At 56.5% G+C, this 26,793-nt stretch carries 28 protein-coding genes; 14 read left to right on the top strand and 14 right to left on the bottom strand.

All coding sequences use genetic code 11. The annotated features are described in order from the left end of the window. Positions 1–76: 76 nt before the first annotated feature. The 3 genes from BWR59_RS26275 to BWR59_RS26265 all read right to left on the bottom strand — a co-directional run bounded on the left by BWR59_RS26275 (position 77) and on the right by BWR59_RS26265 (position 1,595). Positions 77–757, bottom strand: coding sequence for a hypothetical protein (locus BWR59_RS26275; RefSeq protein ID WP_081568604.1), 681 nt, complete (start codon positions 755–757; stop codon positions 77–79). Between the two features lie 222 nt (positions 758–979). After that, positions 980–1,204, bottom strand: a complete 225-nt coding sequence (locus tag BWR59_RS26270; protein ID WP_081568603.1) for a DUF6555 family protein — start codon at positions 1,202–1,204, stop codon at positions 980–982. Positions 1,205–1,379: 175 nt separating this feature from the next. Further along, entirely contained in the window at positions 1,380–1,595 is a 216-nt protein-coding gene (locus BWR59_RS26265) for a hypothetical protein (RefSeq protein ID WP_081568602.1), read from the bottom strand. A 168-nt stretch (positions 1,596–1,763) separates the two neighbouring features. Here BWR59_RS26265 and ligD point away from each other — a divergent pair, with 168 nt between their 5' ends. Then, a complete protein-coding gene (ligD, locus tag BWR59_RS26260) occupies positions 1,764–4,607 on the top strand; it encodes a DNA ligase D (RefSeq protein WP_081568601.1) in 2,844 nt (947 codons plus the stop codon). Positions 4,608–4,625: 18 nt separating this feature from the next. Here ligD and BWR59_RS26255 read toward each other — a convergent pair whose 3' ends face one another. From BWR59_RS26255 to BWR59_RS26240, 4 genes are all read right to left on the bottom strand, one after another. Beyond that, on the bottom strand, positions 4,626–5,066 hold the full coding sequence (locus tag BWR59_RS26255) for a YetF domain-containing protein (RefSeq protein ID WP_081568600.1): 441 nt from the start codon (positions 5,064–5,066) through the stop codon (positions 4,626–4,628). A gap of 10 nt (positions 5,067–5,076) precedes the next feature. Then, a complete protein-coding gene (locus tag BWR59_RS26250) occupies positions 5,077–5,589 on the bottom strand; it encodes a hypothetical protein (protein ID WP_081568599.1) in 513 nt (170 codons plus the stop codon). A gap of 17 nt (positions 5,590–5,606) precedes the next feature. Then, a complete protein-coding gene (locus tag BWR59_RS26245) occupies positions 5,607–6,464 on the bottom strand; it encodes an SDR family oxidoreductase (RefSeq protein WP_081568598.1) in 858 nt (285 codons plus the stop codon). A gap of 283 nt (positions 6,465–6,747) precedes the next feature. After that, complete coding sequence (locus BWR59_RS26240; RefSeq protein ID WP_081568597.1) at positions 6,748–7,887, bottom strand: glutathione-independent formaldehyde dehydrogenase; 1,140 nt, start codon at positions 7,885–7,887, stop codon at positions 6,748–6,750. Positions 7,888–8,161: 274 nt separating this feature from the next. Here BWR59_RS26240 and BWR59_RS32495 point away from each other — a divergent pair, with 274 nt between their 5' ends. The 4 genes from BWR59_RS32495 to BWR59_RS26225 all read left to right on the top strand — a co-directional run bounded on the left by BWR59_RS32495 (position 8,162) and on the right by BWR59_RS26225 (position 11,015). After that, positions 8,162–8,302 (top strand): hypothetical protein, encoded by a 141-nt coding sequence (locus BWR59_RS32495; protein WP_168184535.1) that lies wholly within the window; start codon positions 8,162–8,164, stop codon positions 8,300–8,302. Between the two features lie 141 nt (positions 8,303–8,443). Beyond that, entirely contained in the window at positions 8,444–9,589 is a 1,146-nt protein-coding gene (locus BWR59_RS26235) for a zinc-dependent alcohol dehydrogenase (protein ID WP_081568596.1), read from the top strand. 21 nt (positions 9,590–9,610) lie between these two features. Continuing rightward, positions 9,611–10,534 (top strand): NADP-dependent oxidoreductase, encoded by a 924-nt coding sequence (locus BWR59_RS26230; protein WP_081568595.1) that lies wholly within the window; start codon positions 9,611–9,613, stop codon positions 10,532–10,534. Positions 10,535–10,574: 40 nt separating this feature from the next. Further along, positions 10,575–11,015 carry a thiol-disulfide oxidoreductase DCC family protein gene (locus BWR59_RS26225; protein WP_081568594.1) on the top strand — a complete coding sequence of 147 codons (441 nt, stop codon included), beginning with the start codon at positions 10,575–10,577 and terminating at the stop codon, positions 11,013–11,015. Positions 11,016–11,131: 116 nt separating this feature from the next. Here the strand turns inward: BWR59_RS26225 and BWR59_RS26220 are convergent, their stop codons facing one another. Continuing rightward, positions 11,132–13,528, bottom strand: a complete 2,397-nt coding sequence (locus tag BWR59_RS26220) for a membrane-bound PQQ-dependent dehydrogenase, glucose/quinate/shikimate family (RefSeq protein ID WP_081568593.1) — start codon at positions 13,526–13,528, stop codon at positions 11,132–11,134. A gap of 262 nt (positions 13,529–13,790) precedes the next feature. On the opposite strand from BWR59_RS26220, the gene BWR59_RS26215 reads away from it, so the two are divergent. Continuing rightward, the gene (locus tag BWR59_RS26215) at positions 13,791–15,101 is read left to right on the top strand and encodes an SDR family oxidoreductase (RefSeq protein ID WP_081568592.1); all 1,311 of its coding nucleotides are present in this window, start codon (positions 13,791–13,793) and stop codon (positions 15,099–15,101) included. 149 nt (positions 15,102–15,250) lie between these two features. Here BWR59_RS26215 and BWR59_RS26210 read toward each other — a convergent pair whose 3' ends face one another. Beyond that, positions 15,251–16,300 carry a peptidase M42 gene (locus BWR59_RS26210; RefSeq protein ID WP_081568591.1) on the bottom strand — a complete coding sequence of 350 codons (1,050 nt, stop codon included), beginning with the start codon at positions 16,298–16,300 and terminating at the stop codon, positions 15,251–15,253. Positions 16,301–16,387: 87 nt separating this feature from the next. After that, entirely contained in the window at positions 16,388–16,690 is a 303-nt protein-coding gene (locus tag BWR59_RS32490) for an RcnB family protein (RefSeq protein ID WP_168184534.1), read from the bottom strand. Positions 16,691–16,997: 307 nt separating this feature from the next. Between BWR59_RS32490 and BWR59_RS26200 the strand changes: the two genes are divergently transcribed. Together BWR59_RS26200 and BWR59_RS26195 are read left to right on the top strand one after the other, a co-directional pair. Continuing rightward, entirely contained in the window at positions 16,998–17,606 is a 609-nt protein-coding gene (locus BWR59_RS26200) for a chemotaxis protein CheB (RefSeq protein WP_081568589.1), read from the top strand. A gap of 220 nt (positions 17,607–17,826) precedes the next feature. Beyond that, entirely contained in the window at positions 17,827–19,311 is a 1,485-nt protein-coding gene (locus tag BWR59_RS26195; protein ID WP_230982096.1) for a sensor domain-containing diguanylate cyclase, read from the top strand. 131 nt (positions 19,312–19,442) lie between these two features. Here BWR59_RS26195 and BWR59_RS26190 read toward each other — a convergent pair whose 3' ends face one another. Then, positions 19,443–20,018 carry a cyclodeaminase/cyclohydrolase family protein gene (locus BWR59_RS26190; RefSeq protein ID WP_081568587.1) on the bottom strand — a complete coding sequence of 192 codons (576 nt, stop codon included), beginning with the start codon at positions 20,016–20,018 and terminating at the stop codon, positions 19,443–19,445. A gap of 366 nt (positions 20,019–20,384) precedes the next feature. Here BWR59_RS26190 and BWR59_RS26185 point away from each other — a divergent pair, with 366 nt between their 5' ends. The 5 genes from BWR59_RS26185 to BWR59_RS26165 all read left to right on the top strand — a co-directional run bounded on the left by BWR59_RS26185 (position 20,385) and on the right by BWR59_RS26165 (position 23,664). Beyond that, on the top strand, positions 20,385–20,585 hold the full coding sequence (locus tag BWR59_RS26185) for a hypothetical protein (RefSeq protein ID WP_081568586.1): 201 nt from the start codon (positions 20,385–20,387) through the stop codon (positions 20,583–20,585). 128 nt (positions 20,586–20,713) lie between these two features. Further along, positions 20,714–21,316, top strand: coding sequence for a Yip1 family protein (locus BWR59_RS26180; protein ID WP_081568585.1), 603 nt, complete (start codon positions 20,714–20,716; stop codon positions 21,314–21,316). Positions 21,317–21,615: 299 nt separating this feature from the next. Continuing rightward, positions 21,616–22,047 (top strand): MarR family winged helix-turn-helix transcriptional regulator, encoded by a 432-nt coding sequence (locus BWR59_RS26175; protein ID WP_081568584.1) that lies wholly within the window; start codon positions 21,616–21,618, stop codon positions 22,045–22,047. Positions 22,048–22,077: 30 nt separating this feature from the next. Further along, positions 22,078–22,794 (top strand): nitroreductase, encoded by a 717-nt coding sequence (locus BWR59_RS26170; protein WP_081568583.1) that lies wholly within the window; start codon positions 22,078–22,080, stop codon positions 22,792–22,794. A gap of 129 nt (positions 22,795–22,923) precedes the next feature. Further along, entirely contained in the window at positions 22,924–23,664 is a 741-nt protein-coding gene (locus BWR59_RS26165; RefSeq protein WP_269140374.1) for an NAD(P)-binding domain-containing protein, read from the top strand. Between the two features lie 500 nt (positions 23,665–24,164). Here BWR59_RS26165 and BWR59_RS26160 read toward each other — a convergent pair whose 3' ends face one another. The 3 genes from BWR59_RS26160 to BWR59_RS26150 form a co-directional block, all read right to left on the bottom strand. Continuing rightward, positions 24,165–24,368: a hypothetical protein gene (locus BWR59_RS26160; RefSeq protein ID WP_143490949.1), complete on the bottom strand. Its 204-nt coding sequence runs from the start codon at positions 24,366–24,368 to the stop codon at positions 24,165–24,167. A gap of 65 nt (positions 24,369–24,433) precedes the next feature. Further along, positions 24,434–25,318: a manganese catalase family protein gene (locus BWR59_RS26155; protein WP_081568580.1), complete on the bottom strand. Its 885-nt coding sequence runs from the start codon at positions 25,316–25,318 to the stop codon at positions 24,434–24,436. Between the two features lie 190 nt (positions 25,319–25,508). After that, positions 25,509–26,009 (bottom strand): ferritin-like domain-containing protein, encoded by a 501-nt coding sequence (locus BWR59_RS26150; protein WP_081568579.1) that lies wholly within the window; start codon positions 26,007–26,009, stop codon positions 25,509–25,511. A gap of 249 nt (positions 26,010–26,258) precedes the next feature. Here BWR59_RS26150 and BWR59_RS26145 point away from each other — a divergent pair, with 249 nt between their 5' ends. Continuing rightward, positions 26,259–26,774 (top strand): DUF4142 domain-containing protein, encoded by a 516-nt coding sequence (locus BWR59_RS26145; RefSeq protein WP_081568578.1) that lies wholly within the window; start codon positions 26,259–26,261, stop codon positions 26,772–26,774. Positions 26,775–26,793 lie beyond the last annotated feature (19 nt).

The following is a 26,793-nucleotide window of genomic DNA, read 5'->3' as shown; positions in this document are numbered from 1 at the left end:
CTAATTGGTGACCAGATAATTCGGCAGTGAGCGGCGGACAAGCTCAGCGGTACGGCTCTCCACGATTACCCTGCATTCAAGTGCGTGAATGACCGCGCTGCACAATCGCGCGTTGAGACGCCGAGGCGCGGAGTTGGCGAGTCGGGCCATACAAAGTGCGTTGTGCAAAGAAATACTCAAGGGAAGCCGCCGTCCACATGGCGTATGTCAGCAGCTCGATGCCTTCCTCAACGGTGGTCTTGGCAAGCCGCGCATAGCCGTCATCGAGAATCAGGTGCCATAACGCACCCATGCCGAATATTCTCGAAAAAACCAGCACTGCCAGGCCAGTGGACAGTGCTCCGAAGGCGGGTGTACGGGTGAACGCCGCCAGCGCCTGAAAGGTGTCAGCTCGATTGGCCGGCCTGAACGCCAGGCCTATGCATATCAGCGCGATCAGGCTGAACGGCCAGCACCAGGCGCTATGGCTTATAGGGTCGAACAGGCCGTCAAGCTCACGCATCAACAGGCAGGCAAAAAAGCCACCGGCGAGGATCTTGAACCCTCGCTGCGGCGCAGACCCGGGAGCCATCCAGAACAGCATGGCGCAAACGAACAGCATCAGCTCCTGGGTGATTTCGGTGAACGAGACCTCGAGGATGTCCGTTCGGTAGACCGCTATGTCGAGCCAGAGCATGGCAAATGCCACCCCCACCAAGACCAGCCTCAACAGTACGCCCAGGGAGGCGGTCTTCAGATCGTGGTGCGTCGGTTGCAATGTAAATCTCCTCACAGCGCCCTCGGACAGGCCTTGAATCGTGCGGGGAGGGAAACAATTTTTCACAAAATAATCACACTTTTTTCACGAATTATTGATATTGCCGAAATCGATGGAACGTATACGGCCCTGGCGTGTTAGGGCCGCGTCCGAGACATCGTCGCAGGGCCTGCCACAGGATTTCCGGGCCGTATACGTCAGAATTAGGCGCGCAAAGCGTCCTCAGCCTGTCCGCCACTCGACATCAGTGATCCCGTGTTTCTCCGCTTGCGGCTTGCTGAGCTTGGTCACCGGGTCTGTTCGGTACTTGGGCAGTTGACCTATGCCCGCATCGACCGTTGCCCAATGCCAGGCCTCAGCGTTGTCCATGTTGGAGGCGCGGACGTAAAAAGTCTTGTAGCTGCCGTTAAGCAGGTAGTCGATGCGGTAGTGTTTTTCCTGAGCCATCTTTTATCTCCTTGGCAAGAGGGTTTCGGTAAGCCAAAGATTGTTCGACAAATAAAAAATTCCCTCTTTAAAACAAAAGATTAGCGTTGCAATTCAAGTGAATAGCACAGGGTTTTCTTGACCGGTCAAACGCGTGAGTAAGGACCCGGCATACGGCCGGGTCGTCGAGCCGCTGTCAGTGCTGAGCAGGTATCTCTCCACCGACCGCGTTGTTCGCGTCAACATCGCTCATGTCCTCCTCCGTGGACATTTCCTCATCGTCATCGATGGGTTGTTCGCCTTCATTCTTTCCCAGCTCCTCGCTGCCGGTTGGCGGGTTGGGCATGACATCCGGCCTGCCGGGCTCCAAGGGTTCGATCGGTTTACCGCCTTCCTGCTCTGGGTTGTTCATGTGTACCTCCTATGGTCGCGACAATCGGGACCTGTCCTTTTGAAGCGCGCAGCGGGGGTGCAGTTCTGTCTATTTCGCCAGCGGTAGGCAGCGAAGGTAAGAATCCCCGAACTCATTGGTTCGCCAGCCCTCTCAAGTGAAGGCTTGGGACACTTCATGGAACGACGGATGCAGAACCTGAAAATAGCCACCTACAACGTCAACGGCATCGGGGCTCGATTGCCCAATCTTCTTCAATGGCTGGAGCGTGAGCAGCCCGACATCGTTTGCCTTCAGGAACTCAAGGCGCCGGACAAGGCCTTCCCTGCCCAAGACATCAAGGCGGCGGGCTACGGCTCGCTGCACCTGGGCCAGACTTCATGGAACGGGGTGGCGATTCTGGCGCGCGATGCAGAGCCATTGCTCATCCGCAAAGGTCTGCCGGGTATGGAAGACGATCCCCAGGCTCGCTATCTGGAAGCAGCCGCTCATGGCGTCATCGTCGGTTGTCTGTACCTGCCCAATGGCAACCCTCAGCCCGGGCCGAAGTTCGAGTACAAGCTCAGGTGGTTCGACTGCCTGATCGCTCACGCCGAGAGCTTGCAGTCCAGCGAGCACCCGGTGGTGCTGGCGGGCGATTACAACGTCGTGCCGACCGATGAAGACATCTACAACACCCGGTCCTGGCTCAAGGACGCGCTGCTGCAACCCGAGAGCCGCGCGTGCTATCAGCGCTTGTTGGCGCAGGGTTGGCTCGACTCTCTTCGGCACCTGTATCCAGACGAACGCCTCTACACCTACTGGGATTACTTCCGTAAGCACTGGCAGACCAATTCGGGATTGCGAATCGATCATCTGCTGCTCAATCCGGCGCTCGCACCCCACCTGCAGCAAGCCGGTGTCGATGCCTGGGTGCGCGATGAAGAGCACGCCAGCGATCATGCGCCGACTTGGATTCGCATTGGCGATGCACCGAAGAAGTCCGGCAAGCAATCGACGACGACCAAGCGCAGCAATGGCGCAAAAAAAAAGCCTGAAGAAGCCGTAGCCCCAAAGCCGGTCGAGCACGTGCCGGCGCCACGCAAGAAACCGGGCAAGGCCACGCTGGACAATGCTGAAGCGACTGCCCTCCCCGCCAGTATCAAGCCAGAACTGGCCACCCTGGTGGAGTCGGCGCCCGAGGGTGACTGGCGCTATGAAATCAAGTTCGACGGCTACAGGGTGATGGCCAGAATCGACAACGGCGACGTCAAGCTGTTTACCCGCAACGGCCATGACTGGACGCACAAATTGCCTCGCCAGGCGCAGGCGCTCGCCAGCCTGGGTCTTGAATCCGCCTGGCTCGACGGCGAGATGGTGGTCGCCAACGAGGAAGGCGTTCCAGACTTCCAGGCGCTGCAAAACGCCTTCGAAGCAGGCCGCAGCGGCAATATCGTTTATTACCTGTTCGACATGCCGTTCCTCAATGGCATGGACTTGCGCCAAACCCCCGTCGAACAACGCCGGGTGGCATTGTCCAAGGTGCTCGAAGGCAACGAGGATGAAATCCTCAGGTTCTCGGAAGACTTCGAAGAAGCGCCTGACGCGCTGCTCAACAGCGCTTGTCAGATGAAAATGGAAGGTCTGATTGGCAAACGGGTTGGCAGCGCTTACGTTTCCAGACGCAGCAGCGACTGGATCAAACTGAAATGCAAACGTCGGCAGGAATTTGTCGTTGTCGGCTTCAGCGAACCCAAGGGGGCACGCAGCAAATTCGGTGCGCTGCTGCTCGGGCTGCATGACGCAGACAGTGGCGAACTGCGGTATGCGGGCAAAGTCGGCACAGGCTTTACCGAGACGACATTGAGCTCTATTCACGATCAGCTGGTGCGGCTTGAGGCCAGCAAACCGGCCGTTGTGAATCCACCCACCGGCTTCGAAGCCAAGGGCGTTCACTGGCTGGAGCCGGTGCTGTTGGCCGAAGTGGCCTTCGCCGAGATCACCAAGGATGGCTCTGTGAGGCATGCGGTGTTTCACGGCCTGCGCACCGACAAACCCGCAAAGTCGATTACCGAGGAGCGTGCTGCTCCCCCGCCTGTGTCGTCAAAGAAAGCGGCTACGAAGCGCACAAAGGCGAGGCCTACTGAAGACCAGGCTCAGCCGCCCGCCACATCGGGAAAGATCAGGCTCACCCACCCCGAGCGGGTGATCGACCCCGTCAGTGGTGCGACCAAACGCGACCTCGCCGATTTTTATATTGGCGTCTCGCAGTGGCTGCTTCCGCAACTGGCTCAGCGGCCTGTGGCGTTGGTCAGAGCGCCTGAGGGCGTGACTGGGGAACTGTTCTTTCAGAAGAACGCTGAGCGGCTCGCCATTCCTGGCATCGAGACCATGGGCAAGAAATACACCGGCCATCCCGTGATGTTGATCAACAACCTCGAAGCCTTGATTGGCGCGGTGCAGATGAGCGCCATGGAGCTGCACACGTGGAATGCCCTTGCCGAGGATCTGGAGCGGCCGGACCGGTTCATCCTCGACCTCGACCCCGATCCCGCGCTGCCCTGGAGAAGCATGGTCGAAGCCACGCAAATGACCCAGGCCGTGCTCGATGAACTGGGGCTCAAATCCTTTCTGAAAACCAGCGGCGGCAAAGGCATTCACGTGGTCGTGCCGCTGACGCCGAAAGCGGATTGGGAGGCCGTGAAGTCATTCAGCCACGCCATCGTCAAACACATGGCCAAGCTGCTCCCGGACCGTTTCTCTGCGGTGTCTGGCCCAAAAAATCGTGTGGGACGCATTTTCATCGACTACCTGCGCAATGGCCTGGGCGCCACCACCATCTGTGCGTATTCAGTGCGCACTCGCGAAGGCTTGCCAGTGTCGGTGCCGATCTTTCAGGAAGAACTCCTTGAGATAAAAGGTGCCAACGTCTGGAACATCCGCAACCTTCACGAGCGGCTCGGGAAACTGGATGCTGATCCTTGGGCGGACCTGAGCAAGACTCGGCAAACCATCACTGCCGAGATGCGCACCCGGGTCGGCCTCAAACGTTGAGTTTGTCAAAACGCATATTCACCGGGTGATGATGGAGATTTTTCCGTTGCGCTCAATGATGGCGAATTTGATTTGGTCGACACTCTCGACCCCCTGCCCTAGCCTCGCCGCCTGCATGATGTCGTCTTCTTCCACCCTGGCGTCGTGCATACGGTGTCGCAAGAACGTGCCGTTTTCCACCACTATGGTAGGCCCTCCGTCGATCAGCTTTCCGATGCGCTTTGATCGCCTTTTGAGGAGGGAAAAGCCAATGTCGATAGACAGCAGGGTCACGATGACCAGCACAGCATTGGTGACGGAAAAATCGTCCCCCAGCAGCGCTTGCTGCGTCGCCTCGCCGATAATCAGCAACAGCACGAAATCGAAAGAGGTCATCTCCCCCAGTGAACGACGCCCGGAGATTCGAAACAGCACCATCAGCGCTATGTAGATGGCACCTGCCCGCAAGACCGCATCCATGGTTTCGTACCTACGGATAGATGAACTGGTTGATAGATACTTCGCCACCGCCTTCGATACCGATGGCGCTTTTGAATAGCCCTAACCCGTCACTGCGCCAGGCCAGGTACAGCGTGCTGTCACCATGGTCATCGCCACTGAGCGTCAGCCTCAGGCCCTGCCGAGTGCCTGCAGACCTGACAGGCTGAGGTTGAATGGAGTCAATGCTGAAGCCCTCCATGATTGCGTTTCCGAGGATGACGGTGTGGAGTTTGCCGGGCTCTGCGTGACTACGGATGACCATCGTGTTAACGCCTCCGTTGCGATGGAATCGCTCGTACTCCACGGTGAGATCGCCCTGCGCGGAAGTCACTGTCGTGGAGCTGAGCAGCCCATGGGAAAAAAGCCCGCACAGCGTCAGCAGGACAACCGCGACCAGTACGTACCAGCCGACCCGCTCGAAGCGCCAGATTCGGCGCTGAAGAGCAATGTCCTCATCGACTGGATGTCGCCTGTCCTGCATCTCCTGGTCATGTGCGTTCATAAGGATGGACGATCCTCTCAGAGAATTGGCTTGCCGCCCGTTACAGCGTAGCGCGAGCCAGAGATGTAACTACCCTCGTCAGATGCGAGCAGCACATAAATAGGCGCGACTTCGACTGGCTGACCGGGTCTTCCCAGCGGCGTTTCCTCACCGAAAGTCTTGACGGCCTCTTCGGGCATTGTCGATACGATCAACGGTGTCCAGATCGGGCCAGGGGCGACGCTGTTAACTCGTATACCGCGCGGCCCCAGCATCTGCGCAAGCCCTGCTGTGAAGTTGGCAATGGCGCCTTTGGTCGTCGCATACGGCAACAGGGTCGGCTTGGGCGCATCGGAGTTGACCGAACTGGTGTTGATGATTGAACTGCCTGCTGCCATCGACGGCAGTGCCGCCTTACAGATCCGAAACATCGCCGTAATGTTGATCTCGAAGGTCTTGACCCATTCCTCGTCGGATATTTCTTCCAGCGTATCGTGGCTCATCTGAAAGGCGGCGTTGTTTACCAGCACGTCGATACGGCCGAATTTGCCGACAGTCTCATTCACAATCGCCGAGCAATGCGCCTTGTTCGCCAGATCGCCCGGCAGCAACAGGCACTGCCTGCCTGCTTCCTCGACCCATCTTGCCGTTTCCTTGGCGTCTTCGTGTTCATCGAGGTAGGAAATCGCAACATCAGCGCCTTCGCGGGCGAAAGCGATGGCGACTGCCCGACCTATTCCGCTGTCGGCCCCGGTAATTAAAGCGATTTTGTTGGCCATGCGGCCTGAGCCTTTGTAACTGGCTTCGCCGCAATCGGGGTATGGCTCCATCCTGCTCTGGTCGCCTGGAACAGGCTGTTGCTGAGGTTTGAAAGGTGGGGTCGGATAATCACTCATCACTGTTCTCCTCGAATATCGGGCAAATTTTCCCCTCTCAAAAGTGGACTCTGCCCCAAGCACCCAAGTTCGCTCTATTTGCGCCTACTGCGCTCTAAGTGAAGCCTTGAGCCTCTCCCGCATATTTCCGGGCATCCTGGGCTTTGAGCACGACAGCCGCTGCGCCGAAAAACGCGTGCGTGAGACCGGGATACAGTCGACGCACGCCACTGACGCCCGCACTTCAACACTTTGAAAAGACGGGCTCACGACGCACCAGGCCGTCAGCCCGCGATCATTGCCTTCAGGCAGCAGGCTTGAGGATGACTTTCGTCCACCCCTCATCCCGATTATCGAAATGCTTATAGGCCTCGGGGCCTTCATCGAGTTTCAGACGGTGGGAAATGATCTGCGATGGCGTTGCTCGCCCGTGGTGGATGAGTTCGGCGAGCCTGCGATTGTAGGCCTTCACGTTGGCCTGTCCGGTCCGAATCTGTTGGCCTTTGAACCAGAAAGCACCGAAGTCGAAGGCCATCTTGCCCTCCTTCGCCAGCTCGTTCTTCGCGCCCGGATCCTGAGGGACGAACACCCCCACAACACCGATACCACCTGTGGCTTTCGTCGAGGCCACCAGGTTGTTCATCGTCAGGTGATTGGCTTCATGCCCGTGCTTGTCGCAGCACTGATAGCCCACGCATTCGCAACCGCGATCAGTACCTTTGCCGTGGGTGAGATTCAGAATCTGATCGACCGCTTCTTTTTCCAGAGAGTTGATGGGTGTTGCTCCCATCTGGGCTGCAAGCTTCAGCCGGTCAGGATGATTGTCCACAACGAAGACTTGCGACGCGCCTTTGATCATGGCTGAGTGCGCAGCCATCAGGCCCACGGGCCCGGCACCGTAGATCGCAATGCTTTCGCCGGGAAGCAGCCCCGCCAGTTCGGTCGCGTGCCAGCCTGTTGGAAAGATATCCGACAGCATCACGTAATCGTCTTCACGCTCCAGGGCATCCTCGGGAAGCAGCAGGCAATTGAAGTCGGCATAGGGCACTCGCAGCATCTCGGCCTGCCCACCTTGATACGGGCCCATGTCTGCGAAGCCGTAGGCCGCGCCAGCACTGCCCGGATTGGCGGTAAGACAAAAGCCGGTCAGTCCCTTCTCGCAGTTTTCGCAGAATCCGCAGCCAATATTGAACGGCAGGCACACCCGGTCGCCCACCTTGATACGGTCGACACCGGAGCCGACCTCAATAACCTCACCCAGGTTCTCGTGGCCGAACACACGTCCGGTTTCCATCGAGGTGCGCCCTTCGTACATGTGCAGGTCGGAGCCACAGATGTTGGTGGTCGTGATGCGAACCAATGCGTCAGTAGGCTTCTCGATTCTGGCATCGGGAACGTTCTGCACGCTGACGTCCCGTGGCCCGTTGTAAACGATAGCTTTCATGATGTTCTCCCATTTAAGAGACGATTCTCCAAGAGACGAACCGGTAGGTTCGTCTGCTCACAAGACGTGTGTCATGAAAGCTGGAAATGTCGTTCAACCATTTCCACGACGGAAATGACGAGCGGTGCAAGCAGGGCCTTCAGCAGAAACTCGGAATTATCACCAAACCTGGGCATCGGTATGTCGAGTACGCCGGTGATATACCTGGCATGAGGTACGACCCATTCGGCTGGCCAGACCGGTGATCCAATCAATGATATCAAGGAGTTTTGCCATGAAAAAAATCATCGGCTTGTTGGGCTTGTGCTGCGTCCTGACGCTGCAAGGCTGCTTCGACAATGATCACAACCAGGACAAGGCCAAGGATCAATCCAAGCCATCCTTACAAATGCAGCAGACTGACGAGAAGAAATGATCCGAGGCGGTTCGGCGGCAGGTCAGCGACCCGGTCTTCATCGCTGCCCTGACCATCCGTCCGAACGCAGCCAAACCGGTTAAACCAAGTGCGCCCCAACCGCCTCCACCTAAAAACATCAATTAGATGGAGAGGCACGCCATGAAAGCAGTGGTATTTCACGGTGTCGGCGACATCAGGCTCGACGATGTCCCCGAGCCTACGATCCAGCAGTCCACAGACGCTATCGTCCGCATTACCTCGTCGGCGATTTGCGGCACCGACTTGCACTTCATTCGCGGCAGCGCGCCAGACATGGAGCCCGGAACTATCCTCGGCCACGAAGGCGTTGGCGTCGTTGAAGCACTGGGCGCGGATGTGCGCAATCTTGAAGTCGGTGATCGTGTTTTGATCCCTTCGACCATCGCGTGCGGTAACTGCGCCTACTGTCGCGCTGGTTATTTCGCTCAATGCGACGTGGCCAATCCCAATGGCAAGAAGGCAGGCACATCGTTTTTTGGCGGGCCCAAAGCAACCGGGCCGTTCCACGGTCTGCAAGCCGAAAAAGCGCGCATTCCCTACGCCAACATTGGCTTGATAAAACTGCCCGAGGCCATCACCGATAATCAGGCAATTGCCATGTCGGATATTTTCCCGACAGCATGGTTCGGCGCTGAGATGGCCGAGATCAAAGACGGTGACACCGTCGCGGTGTTTGGCTGCGGCCCGGTGGGCCTGTTCGCAATCATCAGCGCCAAATTGATGGGGGCCGGTAGAGTCTTTGCCATCGACGGGCTGAACGACCGGCTGGCGCGTGCCCGGCACCTCGGCGCCGAGTGCATCAACTTCGAGGAGCAAGACCCTGTCGAAGCGATCAATCGGCTCACTGACGATATCGGCGTCGACAGAGCTATCGATGCAGTCGGCATCGATGCCAACCACGGCCACGGCGGCCATCCTCATGGCCATGAGCAATGGCAGCCCGGCGATGCGCCCTCGCAAGCCCTGGAGTGGGCAGTAGAAGGCTTGGCCAAGGCCGGTACGCTCTCGATTATCGGCGTATACCCAGCGGGGTTCGACAGCTTCCCCATTGGTGCGGCGATGAACAAGAACATCCGGATGAACATGGGCAACTGCCACCACCGCAAGTACATCCCCAAACTGATCGAGCTGACGCTGGCCGGCAAGGTCGATCCGGCAAAAGTCCTGACGCAATGCGAGCCGCTGACTGATGCGATCAGCGCCTTCGCCGCGTTCGACCTGCATGAGGCGGGGTGGATCAAAGTCAAACTCAAACCCGATGAATAAAGCATTTCAAGGAGTTCACCCATGAAAGCCATACGAATCGACACCTTCGGCGGCCCGGAAGTCATGAACGTAAAAGACGTCGACATCCCGAACCCCGCACCCAACGAAGTGCTGGTCAGAAACCTTGCGGTCGGCGTCAATCCTGTCGACTTCAAAATCAGGCAAGGCCAGTACCCTGAGGTCAAGCAGGACAAGCTTCCTCTCACGATGGGCCGTGAAGTTGCGGGCCTTGTTGAGGCCGTAGGGCTCGAGGTTGATGGGTTTCGCCCAGGGGACCGGGTATTCGCCATGATCGGTGCGGACGGGGGGTACGCCCAATACGCTCGCGTTCCGGCAGCACACCTGGCGATTGTCCCCTCCTCTCTGGATTGGCGGCATGCGGCGGGCGTTCCATTGGCAGCCCATACCGCGTGGCAAGCGCTGGTCGAGCATGGGCAGCTGGAACAGGGCCAGAAAGTCCTGATTCATGGTGGCACAGGAGGTGTCGGTCACTTTGCGGTGCAGTTCGCCCGAATAAAAGGTGCGCAGGTCTATGCGACAGCTTCCACAGAAAGCCTGCCGTTTCTGGAAGAGCTGGGCGTAGACCGGGCAATCGATTACAAAAATGAGAAGTTCGAGGATATCTGCAGCGATTTCGATCTAGTGATCGATCTCATCGGCGGCGACACTCAGGCCCGATCATGGCAAGTGCTGGGCGAAGGCGGACGCCTGGTGTCCACTCTCACAATGCCTGATGCGCATCATCCCCAGGCCAAGGGTAAAACCGGCACTCGCTTCACCGCGCGTCCCGATGGCCGGGAACTGGCTGAAATTGCCGGGCTGGTCGAGACGGGTCAGGTCATCGTGCAGATTCAGAAGGTCTATGATCTGACCGAAGCCGCCGAGGCCTTGGACTTCATTGCCAATGAGCACGTTCATGGCAAAGTCGTACTGCGGGTTGCGTAGCGTAGATGTACCTTCTGAGCGGGCGGACGGAGCAGTGGCTATGACTGGCGGGCTCGGTTCGCCCGCTCCCCTTTTGAAGGACGGTGAGACCGTCGTACTGTTCGATGGCACGTGCAAGCTGTGCAATGGCTGGGCGAAATTCATCATTCGCCATGACCGCTTACATCGCATCCGGCTGGCTACGGTGCAGTCTTCGCAGGGGCAGCAGTTGCTGGCGTGGGCCGGGCTGCCCACGGATCATTTCAATACCATCGTGCTGGTCGCAACGGATCGATTTTTCGTTCGGTCAGACGCAATGTTCGAAATCCTCGCTCGTCTGCCCCATCCCTGGCCGTTGCTCAGGGGCGCCAAATGCGTTCCGCTGGCGCTTCGTGACCGGATTTACGACAAGATTGCATTGAACCGCTACAGATTATTCGGCAGATACGACACCAGCCGTACGCCAATGGCTGATCACCCTCAGCGTTTCATGAACCCGTGAACAGGGTGCGCACTGACGCTTGCCCATCTGAGAACAGGCCATCGACCCTTCGAACAAGGGATGTTCATCGCCTTTACCCAAATGAGTATTCAAGTCCACGGCATTGATGTTTTTGCTCATGGCTCACCTCTTTTTGGCAAGGCAAATGCCTCGAGGTAATCGCCCGACCTAGTCTGCAAACCACCGTGACCGCCAGCTGCAATGACGACGTACTGCCTGCCGTCCTTGCCCATGTATGTCATTGGCGTTGCCTGCCCTCCGGCAGGCAGCCGAGTCTTCCAGAGTTCTTTGCCGTTATGCGCATCAAATGCGCGCAGATAATCGTCCGCCGTCGCGCCCATGAAAATTAGGCCCGAGCGAGTGGTGACGTTGCCGCCGATATTGAAGATCCCTGTTGGGAAAGGCAGGTTGACGTGCAGCCCCATCGGCCCCATGTCACGGGTTGTGCCTACATCATGTTTCCAGACGACGGAACGAGTGCGCAGATCAACCGCTGCCAGCTGCCCCCACGGTGGCGCTTTGCAAGGTGCGCCCAACACCCCAAGCCACGGATCGACCTTGACCACATAAGGCGTGCCGTATTGAGGATTGATGGCGAACTTCTTAGGTCTTGGCGGCTGTCCCTTGCCATCCCATGGCTCGACCAGACCTTTTTTCTCCGCATCAGACCGTTCAAGCGTCTGCGCAACAAAAGGGATGTAGCTCAGGTTCGCATACAGGCGCTTGCGCTCAGGATCGACGGATGCTCCGTGCCAGTCGATGACGCCATCGAATGCTGGATACACCAAGGTTTTCTTATCCAGGGAAAATGGCGTAAACGCGCCTTTGTAATCCAGGCTGCGAAATTCAATCCGGCAGAGCATTTGGTCGATGGGCGTTACGCCCCAAGCGTCCTTCTCCTCGATCTGAGGAGGTGCAAACGAAGGCATGCCCACTGAGTAAGGTTGCGTTGCGGAAACAGGTTCACCAGGCAAGCCACCTTGAGGCGCGGGCTTCTCTGCCACCTGGGCGACAGGCTCCCCAGTCTCGCGATTAAGGACAAATAACTCGCCGCGTTTGGTTGTCTGCACCAGAGCGGGAACATTCTTGCCGTTGGTATCCTGCAGGTCTACCAACGTCGGGCCGATGGGCACATCCATGTCCCAAAGGTCATGGTGCAAGGTTTGGAAAGACCACCTGGGCGCGCCTGTTTCGATATCGAGCGCGACCACGGAACTCGAGTATTTCTCATCGAATGGCCGGCGTTTAGCACCGTAGTAGTCCGGCACTGCATTGCCAGTCGGTAGATACACCAGGCCGCGCTCAACGTCGGCGGTGTATACCCCCCAGGCATTAGGGGTGCCCGGAGTGAAATTCCCATCGGGCGCGGGGTGGCTGACAACGCTTTCGGGACGCCCCACGTCCCATGCCCAGGCAATTTGACCTGTGATCGGATCAAAGGCACGCACCGCTCCCGAGGGCTCGTTGGTTTTCTGGCCGTCATATATCCATCCACCAAGGATCACTCGATCACGGACGACCAATGGCGGGGACGTGACGAAATGAAAACCTTTGGGCACATCTCCCAAATGCTGCCTCAAAGAAACGAAGCCCTGATCTCCAAAGTTCGCACAGGGCTTGCCCGTGTTTGCGTCCAGCGCGACCAAGCGGGCATCAGCCACCGGAGAAATAATCCGTTGCGGGCACTCAGTACCTGCCGGCGCCTCGTAATAGGCTACGCCGCGACAGGCTAGATAAGCGTTGTTCCCTGTTTCTGGTTTGGGATCGAAACGCCAGCGCTCGGCACCCGATACGGCATCCAGCGCGATGACCTGGCTGTGCGGTGTGCAGATGTAAAGCGTATCCCCGACCTTGATGGGAGTGACCTCGAAATTGAATTCGTAGCCGTTCTTGTTCTCTCCAGAGCGCGCAACATCGCCCGTCCTGTATTCCCAGGCAGGTTGAAGTTGGTCGACGTTTTGCTGACCGATCTGCGTGAGTGGAGACCAGCGCTCACCGCGGGGCGTGCGGCCGTAGTAACGCCAGTCATTGTCGACATTTTCAGCTGCAGAGGATGGCTGCGTTAGCTGTGCCTGTTCTGGCAAATTTTCTGGATAGGGTTGAGCGAGGAAAAGCAGAGCAACGAGCAGCACGCCAACCAGAGGAAAAATCACGTTGCCTGCAGATGAGATGTTCTTGTGTGGGTGAAGCCGCCGACGAATCCGAGGAAGCAGCAAGTAGAGGCCAAGCAAAGTCGGAACGAGAAGCCTTGGCTCAAGGGCCCAGGCATCCAGCCCGCTTTCCCATAAGGCCCAGGCGACAGTCCCCAGCCACGCCAGACCGTAAACCCAGAGTGACCACCACCGGCCCCTGATCAAACCGACGCCAGTTATCAGCAAAGCTAACCCTGCCAGCAAGTAATAGGGCGACCCGTGCAGCATGACCAGCCAGATGCCGCCGCTAAACAGGAATAATCCAACGAGCGCCACCAGTGCGCCGGTAAACACAGGGGTACTGCGCTGGAAGATTTTCATGCGAACTCCGGACTATCAGTCGACCACATCTTCCCTAGAGAGAAAGTGATTAGCGCTCTAAAGTTCATTCCAGATATAAACCAGGAAGTCGATGCCGGCTCGCTCAACCGGCGTTTCCAGAGCAGATACCAGTTGCTCATGAGATCGCTGACCAGCCTGCAAAAACCGCGTTGGGCAATCACCATTCCGTTTCGTCAGCTTGTGGGAACGATTCTGTCAAAACGGTCCTCTACGGCACAGTGAACCTTAGGAGTCTGTGGTCATGCTCGACTCAAAAACAGGAATGAAACCCGGCAGGCAATATCGCGTAGAACAGATGGGTGACACACATCCGTTCACGGGGTTTTTTCTTGACGGAAAGTATTACTTAGCACCTGAATTATTGACTGCCGTCGGTTGGCTGGACGGCCAACAGTTCTTTTATGACGACCTCGATGCAGGTGGCGAACCGGTGTTTCCAGATCGTCTTGCCGGCGCCATTTCCGAGCTCACGCTCACACTAGTGACGGGGGAATTTCTGCGGCTCATCGCCGTAGAGATGGATTCGTCGGTCCCGCTGGAACCTTTCGTAGCTTCGAATGAGCCTGAGAAACTGGACATCGGGCCGTTGAACGGAAAATTGGTGGTCATCACCGGTGCGTCAAGCGGCATAGGTCGCGCGACGGCTAAAGCTTTCGCGTGCAAAGGCGCGCGACTTGTACTGGCAGCCAGGGACGAAGAAGCGCTGTACGAAGTTTTGGATGAGTGCACGGATTGCGGTACCGACGCCGTCGCGGTCACCACGGACGTAACGATCAGCCAGCAAATGATAAATCTCGCGGAGCGCGCTGCAGAGTTCGGGCACGGTCGCATCGACATCTGGATCAACAATGCAGGCGTCGGCGCCGTCGGAAGCTTTGAAGACACTCCCCTTGAAGCACACGAGCAGGTTATTCAGACAGATCTTTTAGGCTACCTACGCGGCGCTTATGTAGCCCTGCCCTATTTCAAAGCCCAGCAAAGCGGAATCCTTATAAACACGCTGTCCCTGGGCAGTTGGGTGGCTCAGCCCTACGCAGCGGCCTATTCAGCTGCAAAGTTTGGACTGCGTGGCCTGACTGAGGCGCTCAGAGGTGAGTTAACCGAATTTCCGGATATCCACGTCTGCGATATTTATCCCGCGGTTATGGACACCCCAGGTTTCCGCGATGGTGGTAACTACACGGGCCATGCTCTGAAGCCGCCATCCCCAATTTATGATCCCCACCTGGTAGCGCAAGCAATGGTGAATTGCGCCATCAAGCCGCGTCCGAGTACGACGGTGGGAGCCGCTGCCCTTGCTGCTCGGTTGACTCACCTTCTGGTGCCAGGATTCACCCACCTGGCCGGATGGTTTACGCGCTGGGGCATACGCAGAAGCCCGGCGGATGCGCCGTCTTCAGGAAATCTCTTCGCACCGCCAAGCGGCACACGTCGAGTGGAGGGCGGGTGGCGTGAAGACTCAGCCAAACCGTCCGTAGTGGTCGCACTGGCGTCCACCTTATTGATTGCAGGCTGTGCGTATGCGTTTCTGCGCAATAAGCGAAAACGGTAGTCCCGTTGCACAATGGCTGCGTGACGCCCGCGCCGTACATTCATGAGCAGAGACTCAGCAGCCACAACTGCCAATAGCACCGATGCGCAGAGTGAACGCTTTTAGGGCAACGTTGACCGGGGGCAGCTCTGCGCAGTCGTTGAGAACCCTCAGGCGCCGAGCAGGTACTCCACCAGTGTGGCAGCACAGGCATCTATCCCGTTATGGTCAATGATTTCGAAGCCGTGAGTAGTTTCGGTGGGGATAGCGAGACAACCGGCTTTTGCAGAGATGCCATGACTCATCACGGCACTGGCGTCAGAGGCGAAATCCACGAGCAGGGCAATTTGAGGAGCATATCCGGCGCGCTCCGCAGCGTTCGCCAGACCCTCCACAACTTCGCGGGAGTAATAGCCCTTCTCGTCTCCAGTGTTGATGATCGGGTCAGCGCATAGCCTGGTGCCGTATTCTTTCAGCACCGGCCCGACCTCCACCGCAATGGTGGTATCCCCTGGAAGTCGGGATGCCGCGTACATCGCTCCGGCGTTTGATTCCTCTTCAAGGGTCGTGCACACAAACCAGACATCCTGTTTGAGTTGCTGTTGCCGCTGCGCAACTCCGCGCGCCGCCAGGATTATGGAGAGCAGCGGTGCTCGATCATCAAGGAAATGTGCCGCAATAGCATCGGGCAGCTGGAACGGTTTTCGCCAGTGCTTGCTCAAGACAACGCGAGTCCCTGCTCTGACGCCGAGCTCGGTGAGCGCTTCAACACTTCGCCGAGTGACTACACGCACATCTGGCCAATGTACGTCGCCAGTGAGCACGTCGCGCCCCTGTGAGGTGCCACCGCTGTTGTGCATGGAACCAAAGGACAGGACGCCAGGAATGACCGAACTGCCCAGGACGTCGACGGGGCAGGCGCCAAAGCTGATCGGCTGCGCCCCACCAAGAGCAATCACCTCAAGCGTTCCATCTTCATTGACCCGCTTGACCATCATGGCTATCTCGTCGAGGTGGGCCATGACGCGAATCCCGTCATCTGGATCACTGGGGTGCTGAGACCGTATTACCCCGATCACATTCCCTGCCCTGTCGACATTCACCTCGTGGCAATGACTCTCGAGCGCCAAGCGACAGATACTTCTAACCTCATCCTCCTGACCGCCGGGCCCATGTGCAATGAGCAAACGCTCAAGCAAATCCAGATCCTCTTGAGTCATTGCTCCCTCCGCATAGATTTCAAACCGGACTTAGCTGCCTCTCACCCGATCTGCGCATCTTCACAGGCGAGTCAGCGCAGAACGGCGTTATCGTTTATCGACCAATTTTTTGATCGTGCCGGTAGGGATGTCGATCAGCGCATATTTGTCCTTGATTTCGACCCATTGCTGGTTCTTTCCTGGCGCGCTCAAGTGGTGTTTGTCCCAGTCTTTTATAGCCAGCGAATCGCGCTGGTATTGATCGGGAGCATTGTCCCCTTCCTTGATTTCCTTGACCCCGGCGCCTGGCCTTTCCATTGTCACGCTTGGCTCCTCGCTGGCATGACTGAGACTACTCAGCCCGCACAACGCGGCAAAGGTCAAATGACAGAGCGTTTTCTTGCTGATCATCAGGAGTCTCCTTCTTTTTTTACTGAGTACGTTCGCCAATGCGCCGCGTGCCTTTATGGCAGCTCCTCTATCGACCGAAACCATCGTCAAAGTTTCCATCGTTGTGTATGCAGACCTGGGATTTAGAGGGTGAGGAGCTGAGCCACGTGAGCGACATCCAGCGCCAGGGCAACACAGATGATCAAGATCTGGACCATCCTCCATGCGGCGTTTGTATGCCGACACATGAGTAAGCTTCAGCGGCCTATCCAAACTGAACCGTCACAGGAACAGCTGTGTCCATTGCCTAGATAGAGAGGAGACATCAATGGATACCCATCAACCAAAAGTCGTTCGAGACGTCGTTGTGATTGGGGGATCTCAGGGATCACTTGAGGTGCTACGAACCTTGCTCGGTGGACTTGCGCCCGATTTCCCGGCAGCCATCCTGATAGTGATACACACCGGGCCATCCAGCCCCGGCTACCTGGCTTCGATCCTGGACCGCTACAGTTCACTCGCCGTTGCTTACGGACAAAACGGTGAAGATGTCGTGCCGGGGCGGGTCTATCTGGCGCCTGCGGACAAGCACTTGGAGATCGTTAAGCCAGGGGTCATATTCCTCAGTGATGGCCCGAAGGTTAAACACTCCAGGCCGGCTGCAGATCGGCTGTTCGTAACAGCCGCTGAAGTCTACGGTGAGCGCGTGATCAGCCTGATCCTTTCTGGTGGCGACTGTGACGGTGCCCAGGGGGCAAACGCGATAATAGCTGCAGGCGGCTTGAGCTTTGTTCAAGAGCCAGAGGACGCTCAGATACCCAGTATGCCAATCCATGCGATACAGACAGATCACCCTAGCGCCGTGATCAAGACACGAGATATGGCAGCGGCGCTTATAAGCGCTACGAGCGACGTTCCGTCTGGTTCTGCAACATAGAGTTTTCGTCGGCCTATGAACGGCCCAGCTCAGTCTGCTTCCGTTCCTTGGTCATAAGAGGTCTGTAGCAGCTCGGAAAAACCCAGTGAGGGAAGTATCCATGCGTGAACGCAAGCCACCAGGATGTCCATCAGACGCTGTGTCGAGTGCGGTGTCGAGTGAGGGACTAGCGATACAGTGGCGTAGCAGCACAGCAGTATTCCGACTGACCTTGAGCTTCATGCTCCTCATGGTCATGGCGTTTCTGGCCGTGGAGGGATGGAGATCGTGGCGCGATTATCGTCATGCGTATTCGTCCGCCCAAGACTCAGTCAGGAATCTTGCCCAGGCGACGGCGCAACACGCCGAGGATGCAGTACGCCAGGTCGATGTCCTGACTGCCGAACTTCGTGAACGCGTGGAAGGTGATGGGCTAAACAACATCGATATTCCGCGTATTCGTGCGCTACTCGATCAGCAAACCAAAATCATGCCGCAACTGCAGGGTCTGTTCATCTATGCAGCGAACGGTGACTGGGTCGTCACCAACCAGTACATCACGCCGGAAACCGCGAACAATGCTGACCGCGAGTATTTCAACTTCCACCGCACCCATCCAGGACGAGAAATCCGGATAGGCGGTGTTGTGAGGAGCCGCTCCTCGCGCGAGCTGGTCATTCCTGTTTCCCGCCGCCTGGACAACCCTGATGGATCGTTTGCAGGCGTGTTGCTGGGAACGATCAGGGTCAGCTACTTCCTGGACTATTACGGGGATTTCAAGATCGATGACAAAGGTGCGCTGGTGCTGGCCATGCGTAGCGGTGACGTCCTGGTCAGACGCCCGTTCATTTCTCCCGCGACAGACCAGAGCCTTGCCCAGAGCGAGATCTTCACTCGCTACCTTCCCTCATCCAACGAAGGCATCGCGCTGGTGAAGGCAGTGATCGATGGCACCGAACGGCTTTATGCCTACAGGGCTCTGGAATCTTACCCGTTGGTAGTTGAGGCTGGATTGTCCCGGGAGTCATTCGTGGGGCCATGGCGTCATGACCTGCTTAAGACCGGATTGGTGCTCCTGGTACTGATCGCCGGACTCAGTGGTTTCGGTGCCTTGGTGCTGGCCCAGCTACGGGCTCGCATTGCCCTGGAAAAACAGATCCGCGTTGCACATCAGGCAGTTCAAGACATGGCCTTGACGGATAGCCTGACCGGACTCGGCAACCGGCGCAAACTGGACATCGCTTTGGTTCAGGAAGTGGAAAGAGCGCGACGCCAGGGCTCGTCAATCGCACTGATCATGCTGGACGTTGATTACTTCAAACGCTTCAACGACCGGTACGGCCATCCCGCCGGGGACGACTGTTTACGCAATGTGGCATCGGCTATCCAGCAGGCATTGAAACGACCGGCCGACCTTGCCGTACGCTATGGAGGTGAGGAGTTCACCATTCTGCTCCCTGAGACCAACGTGAGCGGTGCCGGCCAGCTGGCGGAGGAGATCCTGCAAGCTATTCGAGACTTGAACATCGAACATCCCGACCATCCTCTGGGCATTGTGACCGCTAGCGCTGGCGTCACATCAGGTACGCCAACCAAGGATGCCACGACGCCCGCCGGAATGATCAAGTCGGCTGACGCATTCCTGTATGCCGCTAAAAATAGTGGTCGAAACCAGTGGGCTTCTGAGCTGGCCAGCCTGAACGTCTCACCCGTAAGCCATGTTTGAGAACAACGACGCGCTGGTGGCACTTGAGCAGACCCGCCTTAGCCGATAGACCAGGGAGCCATTGAAAAATCCCTCTTACCAATCGCATCCTGAGAACCGAGCTCAGCGCAATCCCACGCATTGGCCGAGCGCTATACCCCCCGCAGACGTGCCAGTAATTCATCTGCCTGTGACTGTAAGTCTGCACGGGCGCGCATCAGCTCGGTTGTCTGGCTGGAGGCAGGAAGATTGGCTGCATCCATATCAACGTTTATGAGAAGCGCAGAAAGGCTGGCGTGCATCATCAAAGCAGACGAGACCACGTCGCACTGCAATGCTCTCTTTACGTTTGAAACAGCGCTTTGCGCAAGCACGATACCCTCATAGCAGGACCGCGCAGCGGCTAATGAACCTAAGGTTATGTCAAGCGCATGCTGGCGACTGTGACGAGAAGATCCTGTCCCGGCATCCTCGATAAAGGCGCCGAAAGTTCGCATGTCGTTGTCAGCATGTGCCTTCATCACGGTCAGCAACTGCTGCCCTTTAATAACGTCGAGATCTAGCTCGCTGTCGGTTTGTTCCTGATCGTAAGACTTTCGAATCGCCATCTGCAGGAGCGCCAGGGCCAGACTCGCACACACGCATGCGGTGGCTCCGCAGCTTGGTATGGGGGCTGACGAAGCCACTTGATCGCAGAACGAATTCAGAGTGCATGACCACACGCTCATGACGCATCCTCAGTGTTTGTGTTGGGTACTTGATCAGCACGATCAGGGACCGAGGTGCCTATTCAAGGTCTTTACGACCATACCGTCAGCGCGCCTTGCTAGGTTGAGCAAAATGTAGCCTTTGAGTTCAACAGCAAATGTCATCAGTTTGATTAGAGACTCAACCACCCCTGCCCGCTGCGTCTCTCCCGCAGCGGCCTCTGAAGCGATGGGGCGAGCCACAGGTCCCGCTGTCGTTATCAATCGAATGCACGCCAAATTAGCTGCACACTAAGGGCACGCGTGGTGTCCGAATAGTCAAGCCCGCCCGACTTCCGGTGTCCCATGAGCGAGATCAGAAACAGCCAGATGAAAAGAGTTGCCGCCATGCTGCGATCACTTCGAGAAGCGGTAGGCGAGCTTGAACGGGTAGAACTCGCACAGGTTGGCCAGTTGGAGGGCCACCAGACCGTTGATTCAGAGCAATCGCTCTGCGAGTGCTTCAGCAACCTCAATGGCTCGATCACCGAGATGGAAACTGCTCTTGCCACCTTGGCCGAGGCCACCGGCGAGACCGGTAATCTCTAGCTCAATCTGCATACCGTTCGGCAGCTTGCTGGAATTCCCTGCGCCCTCTTTGAGCCCAATAATGACAAGCCTCATCACTGGCATGGAACGAGCTGGTTTCTGAAACTCAAGTTACGGAGGGTCGCGACATGTCTATGCATTTGATAGACCTTTTTACTCATCCAGGCCACGCCTGGAGGAATATCCGTGATGAGGAGGCAGACCATCCTCGTCACTATCTGGCTCATCTGGTGCTTCTTGCGTTGATCCCTGTAATAGCACTGTATGTTGGGACTACGCAGGTGGGATGGAGCCTCGTAGGCGACGAGAAAGTGATGTTGCAGCCGACAAGTGCGTTTCAGCTGTGCGTGCTTTTCTACTGCAGCATCCTGATGGGTAGCGCGCTTATGGGTGGATTCATTCGCTGGATGTCGCGATCATTCGATGCAAGGCCCACCTTGAATCAGTGCATCGGATTCGCGGCCTACACCGCGACTCCGCTCTTTGTAGCAGGTCTGGGAGCTTTGTACCCTAGCCGCTGGTTGGCGGTTGCAGTATTGCTTCTAGCGTCCGCGTACTCGACTTACCTGTTGTTCATCGGGATCTCGACATTCATGAGGCTTAAAGATGAGCAACAGGGCTATCTCTATGCTGCATGCGCATGGGGTGTAGGTTTATTACTGTTGGTGACAACACTGGTTAGCGTGATCTTGTTTTGGTTTAACTATCTAACGCCTGGGTATCTGCGATAGGAGGAGACCGGCAGTTGGATATCGCCCGGCTACACACCAGATGAGGTCGAGTTCAGGGTCGCGCGTAATCCGAAGCTGAAGGCGGTCGTTCCGCCAACGGCAACCGCCGAGATACGTCAGAGGCCCAAACGTGCGCCATTCCGTCACAATTCCCACGCACCGTCATCCATCATGAGATGTCTGCGAGAGCTACGTCTACTGAACCAGATCCGGACGTCCTATGGCGGCGGACGGCGTCGGTTGACATCAGTGCTTCCTTTCGAGAATATATCGCGCACTATACAATAGCGAGCTATGAAATGACCTCGAACCGGAAGCGGGTTGGTACCCAGCTATCGTTTTCGCTCTATGCGGCGGCGAATCGCGTGGTGCGATTGCACAAACCTTTTCTTGAACCGTTGGGCCTGACCTTCCCGCAGTATCTCGTCATTCTGGAGCTTCTAAACGGCTCGCCACTTTCAGTGGGTGCGCTTGGAACCTGCCTGGCAATGGACGCTGGAACAATAACGCCATTGCTGAAGCGGCTTGAGGCTGCTGGGCTCGTCACTCGCACGCGGGATCCTGCCGATGAGCGTCGCGTAATCGTCGACTTGACCGCCAAGAGCCGCTTGTTGGAAGCCGACATACGGGGAATTACTAGCAAAATCAGGTCAGCTTGCCAGCTCGATGAGCTGGGCATTGATGAGCTTCGGCACACTCTTGATGCGCTTGGCCATCCGGCAACCGACTGAAAATTCATACATTTGCTCAAAGAGGAACTCATGACTATTTCAATGGCTAGGTTCGATGCTGATGCAGCGCTGGATGACACCCTACCGTTTCAAAAGACGGCCCGCACTAGGCGGTCTTTTCGTGGCTTTTTAGACACTCCTGTGCCCGACCACATCCTCCAGGAGGTGTTGAAAGATGCCCAGTGCGCCCCCTCCAACTGCAACACCCAGCCATGGGACGTCCATATTGTCCGTGGCCAAAAATTGATCGAGCTTTCGCAAACCCTCCACGCGAAAAACAATGCCGGAGAGTTCACACCTGACTTCTCGTTCGATATGGGTGCTTTTTACGGCCCTTATGGGGAACGCAAGAATGCGCAGGGCAAAGCCTACTATGAGGCCATGAACGTTAAGCGCGAAGACAAAGAGGGGCGGCGGCGAGCGGCGGCTTTGAACTTGTCCTTTTTCAACGCGCCCCAGGCTGTTTTTTTATTCATGCCTGTCTTTGGGGACAACGTTCGCACTGCTGGCGACATTGGCATGTATGGGCAGACCTTCCTACTGTCGCTTGCTGCCCGAGGGTTAGGCGGCATTCCGCAAACCTCGCTTGGGTTCTATGCAGGTACGATCCGAGAGGTGCTAGGCATATCCGAAGAAATGAAAATGCTGTTTGGAATGTCATTCGGCTACCCGGACGAAAGTGCTCCTGGCAACCGCATGCATATGGATCGTGTGCCGATTACCGACAGCGTAACCTTTCATTCTTGAAGAGTCGTATTTACCTGAGTCAAGCGACATGCGTGCTCACCCCAGATCGCAGCGGCTTCGCGACACGCTTGGTTCATTCGCACACCTAGCCAGGCAGCAACTTGAATATTGGTTGTAGGTGAGGAGGTTATTGAAATGAAAATCGGAATTATCGGCGCCGGCAATATTGGGGCTACCCTTGCCCGCAAGCTCGTCGCGTGCGGCCATGAAGTTAAGCTGGCAAATTCGAAAGGCCCTGAAAGCCTTCAAAACCTAGTCAGTGAAATCGGCGCACACGCTGTGACCAAGGAAGAGGCGGTGTCAGAGGTAGACGTTGTAATCCTCTCGATACCCTTCGCAAAATATCCAGATCTTAAACAGACGTTAAAGAATGTCCCCGAGAAAACCGTTGTCATTGACACGTCCAATTACTATCCGGGACGCGACGGGGCAATCAAAGAAGTTGACGACGGCAAGCCTGAGAGCGTTTGGGTAAGCGAGCAGATTGGCCGCCCGGTCGTTAAGGCCTGGAACGCCGTTCTTGCAGCGACTCTTGCCGACAATCGGCAACCAACTGGATCTTCGACACGCATTGCCTTACCTGTAGCAGGGGATGACGTTCATGCTGAGGCCATCGCGCAGGATCTCGTTGAGGATACGGGCTTTATCGCGCTTGCCGCTGGTAACCTTGAAGATTCGTGGCGTCAGCAACCAGGAACACCAGCCTACTGCACCGAGCTGACATTGCCGGAGCTGAAGATGGCGCTGGAGGCGGCAGGCAAGGCACGGGCGCCCCAAAACCGCGATGCCTTGATTGCCAAGTTCATGACTCCCGGCAGTCAGTTTACACATGAGCAAATTGTTGCCACGAATCGCGCTATGACGGCCTGATTACCGGATTAGGCGGGATTCTTTACGAGAATTTCGCCTAATTGATCTAGTCGCTAAACTCATCTGTTTACATAAACAGGGCGATGCAGACGCGTGCCTAACTCAGCGTCCGGATGAGGCCGCGAACTTCCTATCCTGTTCTGTATCGCGGCCAAGGCCACGTCACGCCGTTCAAGCATCCGCTCAATCTCAGCGCCAGCTAAAGCGTCGCAAGCGTGCGGCGTAGTCTACTACCCGATCTCAGCTATAAGGGCGTTGGCGTCAGGAAGGCGTCTTTACCGGACGCTTACCTGCTTTCAACCTCCAGCCCGATGCTGCGTCCGCTGTTGCCCACCGACGTTAGCGAAAAGAAACCCGTCGTGACGCTTAGCCAGTATCAGCGCAAAAAAAGCCCGCATCGGATGCGGGCAAGTGAGGGAGTTACTCATGATCCTCAATGAGTTCGAGAGTGGGCCATCCCTCTCGTTGTCGACATTTCATGAAAAGGAGATAAACGGCATTCATTGCAGGCGATGACTGTCACGACCCGCATTCGGCAACAAACCTGCCTTGAACTGCTCTATGAACAGTGCGGTTTTAAAACCTCTTTCCAGTGCCATCGCTTCAGCCTCAAAGCGCCGAAGATAAGGCTCATAATTCGCCTGGCGCCCCATTACATCGTCGTCGCTGACCGTGCTTGTCATTGTCGATACGCTCATAGCCATACCCTCTCAATCGTTCATTACACCTATTGCCCGGCAAGGGAACGTCGCAATCTCAAATTTACAATTCACTCGCGCACGCCTTGAGCCAAGCCCGAGCCCAAGTCAGCTCCTGTCATGGGATCACTGTCGGTATCAGACTTTGTCCGCTCCTTGAGCATCGTGAGCGTCACCGAGTCGTCTTCGCTTAAGCTCACCGAGGCGGTGCCATCGCCTCCGTCTACAGCGGGTTGAGGATGCTCGACGAAATCAAACTCTTCTTCGCTATTCCATGGGCCACGCACAGCCGGTTCGCCGTTGGACATGCTGTAATAGGTTCGGGAGAACTCTGGCATTCCAGGCAGCTTGCCCTGAGGGAAGTTTGGCTGGATGGAGTGGAGCGCTTTTTCGAACGACAGTTGGTGAGCGATCTCTCGCGTCATCAGAAAGCCAAGCGCGTCTTTGATACCAGGATCAGTCGTGACGTTCATTAGCCGTTCGTAGACGATCTTTGCGCGGGCTTCAGCAGCGATGTTCGAGCGGAAATCAGCCGTAGGCTCACCGATGGTATCGATGTATGCCGCCGTCCAGGGCACACCCGCAGAGTTGACCAACGGGGCCCCTCCACCGTAGAGCAGGCTGGTGATGTGAGAGTCATTGCCCGCGCCGTTGATATCTCTATACAGCTCGCCCTCCTCCTGGACGCCCTCCGCCATCTTGCCTTTGGCCCCCTTATTCAGCATCACGATGATTGAGCCGATTATCTCCAGGTGGCTTAACTCTTCTGTCGCGATGTCTAGCAGCAAATCTTTGCGGCCTGGGTCTTCCTCAGCCAGTGCCTGGGTGAAATAGCGAGTTGCGGCTGCAAGTTCACCTTGGGCCCCACCGAATTGCTCAAGAAGCAGGTTAGCGAGACCGGGGTTGGGCTCAGCTACTCGTACGGTGTATTGAAGTCTTTTGTTATGAAGAAACATGGTCATTCTCCCATCAGAACTTGTCTTGAGACGAGCAGTTCCACGCTGCATAAATACATGCAACTGGCAGTACGGGAACTGTTCTTTAGATGCCTATGGCATGGTTATGAATGAGCGCAAAAAACCTGTAGTGGCTGAGTGGGTTCACCCCCTTTCAGATTCAAAAGGAACTAGAGCCAGCGAGACCGTTTTACTTCTTGGTCATCGTCGCCGCTTGATTGCCACCCTGCTCAGCAATGGCTGAAAGTTTTTCGTCAGCCGCTTTCTCTTCTGCCAGCGTCTCGGCCAACAGGTTGGCCGCATCGGTCATCCCAAGGTGTTTGGCCATTGCGATCAAAGTGCCGTAGCTGGCAATCTCGTAGTGCTCAACTTTCTGGCAGGCACCGATCAGCGCTGCGTCGAGCACCTCCCCTTTCTCGATTTCGTCGAGCAATTCCTTGCTCTCTTCGACCAAGCCTTCCATCGCCACGCATTTCATGCGTTTGAGCTTCAGTCCGGCCTGTTCAACGAGTTGATCAATGCGTTCGATCTGACCTTGAGTCTCCTCCAGATGGGATGTGAACGCCTCAGAAAGTTTAGGGTTAGTCGCCGCACGCGCCAGTCGTGGAAGCGCCTTGGTGATCTGCTTTTCCGCACTATAAACGTCAGACAGTTCGTGAATGAACAGATCGTCAACGGTGGTTCTTGCCATGATTGCATCCTCATCCAATGAAGGTTTAGTCGATGGTTCACTGAGCGACTGCGCGCCAGTTACTTACTCGACCTTGCTCCGCTGAGAGACGTTCGAGCCTCTAGAAAGTCAGCCGACGAAATGCACATTCTGACGTTCGCTGACGGTAATCCTGACCGTCTGCGAATTTTTTCGGAACCGCAAAAAGGTTAGCCAGTCGAGATTCAAGTGCTTAGGGCACCCACTTTTCATCTGTAAAGGAATGAGCAAATGACCCACTTAGTACGTACCTCAGTGCTGGCGATTGTTATCGGTATGGCGAGCCAGGGAGTTTTCGCAGCACAAGACAATGATGACTTCGTAGAAGACGCGTCGGCGAAGGGTGTCGCCGAAGTCGAAGCTGGCAAGCTCGCTCAGGAGAAAGGTACTTCTGCCGACGTGAAGAGCTTCGCTGAAATGATGATCAAGGATCACTCCGCGGCCAACGAGAAGCTCAAAACGCTCGCGACCTCCAAGAACCTGGAGGTGTCCGACGACGCTCAGTTGATGGACAAGGCTAAGGCCATGATCCTGGAACTGCGAAGTGCGAAATCTTTTGACCAGGCCTACGCGAACAACCAGGTCAAGGCTCACGAAGCGACGATCAAACTGTTCGAGGAAGAAGCTGCCAACGGCAAAGATGCAGACCTGAAGGCCTTTGCGACCGAGACTCTGCCAAAGCTCAAAGCGCATCTGTCTCAGGCGCAGGCGTTAGCTAAAGCTCACGGTGGCGACGCTGCGCAGTAACCTTGCAAAACAACGTTCT

Source organism: Pseudomonas sp. Bc-h, assembly GCF_002080045.1.
GTDB lineage: Bacteria > Pseudomonadota > Gammaproteobacteria > Pseudomonadales > Pseudomonadaceae > Aquipseudomonas.
Note: the sequence above shows the minus strand (reverse complement) of the source record. Positions and strands in the feature narration are given on the sequence as shown.

Bases quoted from the DNA above. Each gene is read 5' to 3' on its own strand.
- BWR59_RS26270 (WP_081568603.1), bottom strand. From the start codon at position 1,204: ATGGCTCAGGAAAAACACTACCGCATCGACTACCTGCTTAACGGCAGC.
- BWR59_RS26265 (WP_081568602.1), bottom strand. From the start codon at position 1,595: ATGAACAACCCAGAGCAGGAAGGCGGTAAACCGATCGAACCCTTGGAG.
- ligD (WP_081568601.1), top strand. From the start codon at position 1,764: ATGCAGAACCTGAAAATAGCCACCTACAACGTCAACGGCATCGGGGCT.
- BWR59_RS26255 (WP_081568600.1), bottom strand. From the start codon at position 5,066: ATGGATGCGGTCTTGCGGGCAGGTGCCATCTACATAGCGCTGATGGTG.
- BWR59_RS26250 (WP_081568599.1), bottom strand. From the start codon at position 5,589: ATGAACGCACATGACCAGGAGATGCAGGACAGGCGACATCCAGTCGAT.
- BWR59_RS26245 (WP_081568598.1), bottom strand. From the start codon at position 6,464: ATGAGTGATTATCCGACCCCACCTTTCAAACCTCAGCAACAGCCTGTT.
- BWR59_RS26240 (WP_081568597.1), bottom strand. From the start codon at position 7,887: ATGAAAGCTATCGTTTACAACGGGCCACGGGACGTCAGCGTGCAGAAC.
- BWR59_RS32495 (WP_168184535.1), top strand. From the start codon at position 8,162: ATGAAAAAAATCATCGGCTTGTTGGGCTTGTGCTGCGTCCTGACGCTG.
- BWR59_RS26235 (WP_081568596.1), top strand. From the start codon at position 8,444: ATGAAAGCAGTGGTATTTCACGGTGTCGGCGACATCAGGCTCGACGAT.
- BWR59_RS26230 (WP_081568595.1), top strand. From the start codon at position 9,611: ATGAAAGCCATACGAATCGACACCTTCGGCGGCCCGGAAGTCATGAAC.
- BWR59_RS26225 (WP_081568594.1), top strand. From the start codon at position 10,575: ATGACTGGCGGGCTCGGTTCGCCCGCTCCCCTTTTGAAGGACGGTGAG.
- BWR59_RS26220 (WP_081568593.1), bottom strand. From the start codon at position 13,528: ATGAAAATCTTCCAGCGCAGTACCCCTGTGTTTACCGGCGCACTGGTG.
- BWR59_RS26215 (WP_081568592.1), top strand. From the start codon at position 13,791: ATGCTCGACTCAAAAACAGGAATGAAACCCGGCAGGCAATATCGCGTA.
- BWR59_RS26210 (WP_081568591.1), bottom strand. From the start codon at position 16,300: ATGACTCAAGAGGATCTGGATTTGCTTGAGCGTTTGCTCATTGCACAT.
- BWR59_RS32490 (WP_168184534.1), bottom strand. From the start codon at position 16,690: ATGATCAGCAAGAAAACGCTCTGTCATTTGACCTTTGCCGCGTTGTGC.
- BWR59_RS26200 (WP_081568589.1), top strand. From the start codon at position 16,998: ATGGATACCCATCAACCAAAAGTCGTTCGAGACGTCGTTGTGATTGGG.
- BWR59_RS26195 (WP_230982096.1), top strand. From the start codon at position 17,827: ATGCTCCTCATGGTCATGGCGTTTCTGGCCGTGGAGGGATGGAGATCG.
- BWR59_RS26190 (WP_081568587.1), bottom strand. From the start codon at position 20,018: ATGAGCGTGTGGTCATGCACTCTGAATTCGTTCTGCGATCAAGTGGCT.
- BWR59_RS26185 (WP_081568586.1), top strand. From the start codon at position 20,385: ATGCTGCGATCACTTCGAGAAGCGGTAGGCGAGCTTGAACGGGTAGAA.
- BWR59_RS26180 (WP_081568585.1), top strand. From the start codon at position 20,714: ATGTCTATGCATTTGATAGACCTTTTTACTCATCCAGGCCACGCCTGG.
- BWR59_RS26175 (WP_081568584.1), top strand. From the start codon at position 21,616: ATGACCTCGAACCGGAAGCGGGTTGGTACCCAGCTATCGTTTTCGCTC.
- BWR59_RS26170 (WP_081568583.1), top strand. From the start codon at position 22,078: ATGACTATTTCAATGGCTAGGTTCGATGCTGATGCAGCGCTGGATGAC.
- BWR59_RS26160 (WP_143490949.1), bottom strand. From the start codon at position 24,368: ATGGCTATGAGCGTATCGACAATGACAAGCACGGTCAGCGACGACGAT.
- BWR59_RS26155 (WP_081568580.1), bottom strand. From the start codon at position 25,318: ATGTTTCTTCATAACAAAAGACTTCAATACACCGTACGAGTAGCTGAG.
- BWR59_RS26150 (WP_081568579.1), bottom strand. From the start codon at position 26,009: ATGGCAAGAACCACCGTTGACGATCTGTTCATTCACGAACTGTCTGAC.
- BWR59_RS26145 (WP_081568578.1), top strand. From the start codon at position 26,259: ATGACCCACTTAGTACGTACCTCAGTGCTGGCGATTGTTATCGGTATG.